This window comes from Pseudomonadota bacterium (assembly GCA_039714795.1).
Classification (GTDB): domain Bacteria; phylum Pseudomonadota; class Alphaproteobacteria; order JAGOMX01; family JAGOMX01; genus JBDLIP01.
This window is the reverse complement of record JBDLIP010000165.1, coordinates 1-3,011: the sequence shown is the minus strand read 5'-3', so window position 1 is coordinate 3,011 and position 3,011 is coordinate 1. Positions and strand designations below refer to the sequence as shown.

The 3,011-nt window shown below is 43.6% G+C and carries 4 protein-coding genes; 2 read left to right on the top strand and 2 right to left on the bottom strand.

Translation table 11 applies throughout. From position 1 onward, the window contains the following. Positions 1-249 precede the first annotated feature (249 nt). Positions 250-465: a hypothetical protein gene (locus tag ABFQ95_08300; protein MEN8237515.1), complete on the top strand. Its 216-nt coding sequence runs from the start codon at positions 250-252 to the stop codon at positions 463-465. A gap of 67 nt (positions 466-532) precedes the next feature. Here the strand turns inward: ABFQ95_08300 and ABFQ95_08295 are convergent, their stop codons facing one another. Continuing rightward, entirely contained in the window at positions 533-1,339 is an 807-nt protein-coding gene (locus ABFQ95_08295) for a methyltransferase domain-containing protein (GenBank protein ID MEN8237514.1), read from the bottom strand. A 60-nt stretch (positions 1,340-1,399) separates the two neighbouring features. Then, a complete protein-coding gene (locus ABFQ95_08290) occupies positions 1,400-1,693 on the bottom strand; it encodes a YdcH family protein (protein ID MEN8237513.1) in 294 nt (97 codons plus the stop codon). A 95-nt stretch (positions 1,694-1,788) separates the two neighbouring features. Here ABFQ95_08290 and ABFQ95_08285 point away from each other — a divergent pair, with 95 nt between their 5' ends. Then, positions 1,789-2,865, top strand: coding sequence for an ATP-dependent 6-phosphofructokinase (locus tag ABFQ95_08285; protein MEN8237512.1), 1,077 nt, complete (start codon positions 1,789-1,791; stop codon positions 2,863-2,865). Positions 2,866-3,011: the final 146 nt, after the last annotated feature.

The following is a 3,011-nucleotide window of genomic DNA, read 5'->3' as shown; positions in this document are numbered from 1 at the left end:
CTGGGGACGGAGGCGGCTAAAATAGCGAAATAAACTAGGAAGGAAAATATTTTACCAGATCTTTATTGTCTTTCTCACGCGCGCTTGCCGGAACCACACCGTACGCCCATCATGGTGCTTAATTGCCACTCTCTTCAATTCACTTTAGTGAAATAAAGATAGTGCCATAAGTTACACCTTGAGTTTTGCTTTGAATTTATGCTAAATTCTAGTTGTAATTTAGATGATCATCAACAAATGGAGAGAAAAATGAAATTGAATCAATACTTTTCAGTTCTGGCCTTGGCTACAGGGCTAGCTGTTTCTGGATGTGGCGACAATGGCCAGCAGGCTGAAAAACCCACAATGGATGAGCCAACTGCTCCTGCAGAGCCAACTGCTCCTGAACCGACTGCTCCAGCAATGGAAGAACCAGCTGCTCCTGAAATGGGCGAAGGTGAAGAACCTGCTGAGACATTCGAGTAATTCTTTCTGCTTTACTTGATTAAATATACCAAACGCCCCTTGTGCTTTTCGAAGCATGAGGGGTTTTTTATGTTTTCCACCCTGTGAGACTAAACAATTCGACAGTTGCTAAAATACCACTTTGCTCTGTGAGCTCATTTGTCTCATAAACATTCTTTACTCTCTCAAACGTGCGTCTTGAAGTAAGCCCTTTTGGACGCTCTTTCATGATATTTGTTTCTTGCATGTTTTTTAGATCTTCCATTAGATCGTCGACCTTATTGTAGGCTATTTCAAGCAAGCTACGATCTACAACGGGATCCGTGAAACCTGATCTCTGCATCAATTGTGCAGCAGTTGTTAGATCCATAAATTCACACAAACGCGGCGTCACACCAATAGGCCCTTGGCTGTCTGCAATCAAGAAAGCCCTTCTCAACTCCTTTAACGTGGATCCTCCATAAAAGCTAGCTATATAGAGTCCACCTGGGCGAAGTACCCGTTTTGCTTGCTGTAGGGCACCAGGAACATCATTTATCCAGTGCATGGTCATATTGGACAAAATCAAGTCAAAGGTTTCTTCAGGAAAAGGGAGATACTCCTCGTCACCATAAAACGTCGTGATATTATCCCTTTTTTCGAATGCACTTCTTTCGCCTTCAAAGCACAAATATGCGATTTTCTTTACCTTAGACCCTAGCTCCTGCACACCACAAATTAATTGCTCAGGAACTTTGCCAGTTACCAATATGTGCTTAAACTCTCGTTTAAACCCCATCAAGCGTTGCTGTAATCGTTTTGCGCTGTGCTCAGCGATGAAGTTGTCAGACGACCGTACGAAGGACCGATAAGCCCTTAGGCATAACTGCTGCCGATCAAAAGGACGTAAAGTCACAAACACACCCACCTACGCAACAGAAATAGAGACAATTGGGTACGTTTGTTAAGAGAATCCCTAAGCAATAATATCGGGAAGTCCCTGCTGAGTTTGTTGAAATATTTGCTCTTTCAATTGAAGTTTCTGCTTTTTTAAGCGCCGAACCATCAAGTGATCAACCACTTTCCCGCGCGAAAGCTCGGAAATTTTTTCATCCAAGGAACGATGTTCTACCCGAATTTTATCTAATTCTTCTTTTTGATTCGCGGATTCTTGTATTCCCACAGTACAAAGCTCGAAACTACGATTCTTCAACATAATAGCAAATCTGGGATTTGTTACCTGTTCACATGAACTTAAAAGATCAATCATAATTAACCCCTTTCTTTACATAGCACTAATCTGTTTATATACTATTTCAGGAAATTTATAAACCATTTTTTTCGACCCAGTCGAAATGAGGAAATATGAAACGCATAGGAATTTTAACAAGCGGTGGTGATTGTGCAGGACTTAATGCTGTTTTAAGGGCAGTTACTTTTCGTGCCATTCAGGGTTATGGATGGCAAGTGCTGGGCATCAAGCAAGGAGGTAAAGGCCTGATGGAGCGCCCCATAGGTTTTAAGCAACTTACTCTTGAAAACTTCGATGCCAATACCTTGCGCATGGGCGGTACTATCCTTGGCAGCACAACAAGTGGTAATCCCTTTGCTTATCCAATGCCTGATGGCAGCATAAAAGACCGATCAGGAGAAATGATTGAAGGAATTCAAGACTTAAAGCTAGATGCCTTGATTGGCATTGGTGGTGATGGTAGTTTACAAATTTTACACCAATTCACCCAACAGGGTAAAATTCCTTTCATTGGTATCCCCAAAACAATCGACAACGACATCGTTTCCACTGAGCGATCTATCGGCTTTAGTACGGCCGTTGATGTGGCAACAGAAGCACTTGATCGCCTGCAGCCCACAGCAGCTAGCCACGACAGAGTAATGATCCTTGAAGTAATGGGACGAGACGCTGGTCACATTGCCTTATCCACGGGTATTGCTGGAGGTGCTGATGTGATCTTGATTCCAGAAATTCCCTATACCCTTGAGAATATTTACAAAAAAATCCGTGCCATTAATGAACAAGGGCGAAATTTCGCCCTCATTGTCGCAGCAGAAGCAGTCCTGACTGAAGATGGGACCCCTTCAACTATTGTCGATACCTCAGGTCACATAAGATACGGTGGTATTGGTCATTATCTAGCCGAATGCATTCAAGAATCGACCCAAGCCGAAACCCGTTGCACAGTATTGGGGCACACCCAAAGGGGCGGGCAACCGGATGCAAGCGATCGTGTCCTGGCAGCGTGTTTAGGCGTTAGGGCTGTCGAACTCATTGCTGAAGGCAGATTCAATCGTATGGTGGGTTGGCAAAATCGGCACGTCATTGATATCCCCATCGAGGAAGCGATTTCAAAAAATAAAACAGTAAACCCTGAGGGAGATTTGGTTAAAACGGCTCGCGGACTGGGTATTTCACTTGGTGACTGATAATGGGTGGACAAAATCAAGCTATCCGGTATCCAAAACTCAGGTTTACCCAAGTTCAGTGATCGGTGCTGTGAAACCGTTGGCAAATAAGGGATCGTTTTTAAAAATTTGCCTCTCCAGTCACTACAGATTTTGCCCCCCTCTAC